Here is a 2,253-nt window from a genome sequence, read left to right as displayed (position 1 = left end):
GTCGTACTGCCATAGAATTTTCATGAACATCATAATTAGCAATTCGGGCAGTACCATGGGTTGCTGGTAAATAGCCTGCCAAAATTCGCATGGTAGTGGTTTTCCCTGCACCATTCGGTCCAAGGAACCCTAGGATTTCTCCTGGTTCAACCCTGAAAGTAACATTCTCTATCGCTGGGGTGGTGCCATAGATTTTGCTTAGATGCTCTACTTCTATCATATTTTTAAGTATTACGTGTTAAGTATTAGCTGTTAAGTATTAGGTATTAAATCTTAAGTATTAAATCTTAAGTGTTAAATCTTACGTGTTAAATCTTACGTGTTAAGTATTATGTGTTAATTGCCATTTACTGACTAATATGGTTAAATCTACTATTTACGTTAACCCAGTCACTGGTAAGGATAGCGATACTGGTGATAGTGTTCCGTTTAAAACCTTGACTAAGGCACTTTCTATTGCCACTGCTGGAACTACCATTCACTTAGCAGCTGGTACCTATAATGCTGCTAGGGTCTAAGTTTTTCCCCTCGTTATTCCTAAGGGAGTGATGGTTCTTGGCAATGAACCGACCAAGGGTAAGAATATTGTGATTTCCGGCAGTGGGAACTATGTCAGCCCGACGTTTAATCGTCAAAATATTACCATCCGTTTAGATTCCAAGGCTCAATTAAGAGGAGTAACGGTTACTAATCCGGGCAAATTGGGGACAGCGGTCTGGATTGAATCTACCTCACCGATTATTGCCAATAATACCTTTACTCGCTGTGGTCGTGAAGGGATATTTGTTACTGGCACAGCCAAACCCATGATTCTGGATAATGTATTGTACGCTAACGCTTCCAGTGGCATCTTTCTGGTGCGTAATGCCAAAGGGGAAGTGCGAGGCAATGTTTGTCAAAAGACTGGTTATGGGATTGCCATCAGCGACTTGCCCCCAGCAAAATCTGACCAGAGTTCAAGGTCTGGTATCCCTAGTCAAGGGTTTGGGGTTAACAGGTGGTGAGTCTAGGGAACTCGGGTTTTATCGCGATCGCGTTCAGATTCCCAGCTATGCTACCCAAGCGGTAGCGACAGCAACTCAAAGACGAATGGTAGTGAATTATCCCCAACCCAATCAGCTCAATCCCATGAGGCCGATTACCCGTGGTGAGGTGGTAGCATTGATTTACCAGGCATTGGTAGCAACAGGCTCTGCAGATGCGATTGGCCGTAGGCCACGCGGGGCGCGATCGCATCTCCTTATATTGTTAACCCTAACCCTTACATTACCTCCTTCAGCGATATACCTGGACACTGGGCAGAAGATTTTATTCGCCGCCTCGGTAGTCTAAACCTGATTAGTGGCTTTGCCGATGGCAGCTTTCAAGCAGATGCCCCTCTAACTCGGGCTGAGTACGCTGCCCTACTGGTGAAAGTGTTTGACCCCAATCCGATCCGTCCAGCTACCCAATTTATTGATGTCCCCCTGAATTTCTGGGCATTACCAGCTATCAACCAATCCTATCGTGGTGGCTTTCTCTCGGGATACCCCGACCAAACCTTCCATCCTCAGCAGACCTTGCGGCGTGTTGATTTGATTGCCTCTCTAGTCAATGGGCTGTCTTTAGCCAAAACTGTAGACAAGTCAGTGAAAGAGTCTTCTGACATTTCCAAAATTTACGAAGATTGGAAGGATATTCCTGCTTATGCTACCGAAGCAGTTGCGTACGCTACCATCGCCAAAATTGTCGTTAACCACCCCAACCCGACCCTGTTGCATCCCAAGCGGGAAGCAAAGCGAGCTGATGCGATTGGCCGTAGGCCACGCGGGGCGCGTTCGCATTTATCTATCAGGCCTTGGTGAAAACAGGACGTGTCACTGAGTTCAACTCACCGTATAGTGTTGTCATGAGTCCTGAGTCCTGATTTCAGTGACCAACCAACTCACTACCAAAACTAGTTGCAGGTTGTAGGTTACAGGTTGCAGGTTGCAGGTTGCAGGTTACAGGTTACAGGTTGCAGGTTGCAGGTTACAGGTTGCAGGTTGCAGGTTGCAGGTTGTAGGTTGCAGGTTGCAGGATATAGGTTATATTACCAAGCGACGTTGCCAGAAGCCGCTGTGGCTCCATAATTTGCCACATGTGCGACCTTTCCACCTGGAATCGTACCACCTTCCCACCTTGAACCCTTTTACCCATGACCAATGACTCAGATTTAGCCATTGCCTATGCCCTTGCCTTGCTCAGTCACTATGGGTTTGAGCTCAGGGGTTA

At 46.7% G+C, this 2,253-nt stretch carries 3 protein-coding genes and 1 pseudogene; 3 read left to right on the top strand and 1 reads right to left on the bottom strand.

The window, feature by feature from the left end; genetic code table 11:
• Positions 1 to 220, bottom strand: a 220-nt coding sequence (locus tag F6K49_RS42560) for an ATP-binding cassette domain-containing protein (protein ID WP_293107457.1), incomplete at its 3' end; no start/stop codon positions are given.
• A gap of 139 nt (positions 221 to 359) precedes the next feature.
• On the opposite strand from F6K49_RS42560, the pseudogene F6K49_RS42555 reads away from it, so the two are divergent.
• From F6K49_RS42555 to F6K49_RS42545, 3 genes and pseudogenes are all read left to right on the top strand, one after another.
• Positions 360 to 1,004: pseudogene (locus F6K49_RS42555) on the top strand (DUF1565 domain-containing protein).
• Entirely contained in the window at positions 985 to 1,332 is a 348-nt protein-coding gene (locus tag F6K49_RS42550; protein WP_293020238.1) for a hypothetical protein, read from the top strand. Before F6K49_RS42555 ends, F6K49_RS42550 begins: the two are co-directional and overlap by 20 nt.
• A gap of 77 nt (positions 1,333 to 1,409) precedes the next feature.
• Entirely contained in the window at positions 1,410 to 1,844 is a 435-nt protein-coding gene (locus F6K49_RS42545) for an S-layer homology domain-containing protein (RefSeq protein ID WP_293020240.1), read from the top strand.
• Positions 1,845 to 2,253 lie beyond the last annotated feature (409 nt).

It is taken from the genome of Moorena sp. SIO3I6, assembly GCF_010672095.1.
This window is presented reverse-complemented; position numbering and strand designations above follow the sequence as displayed.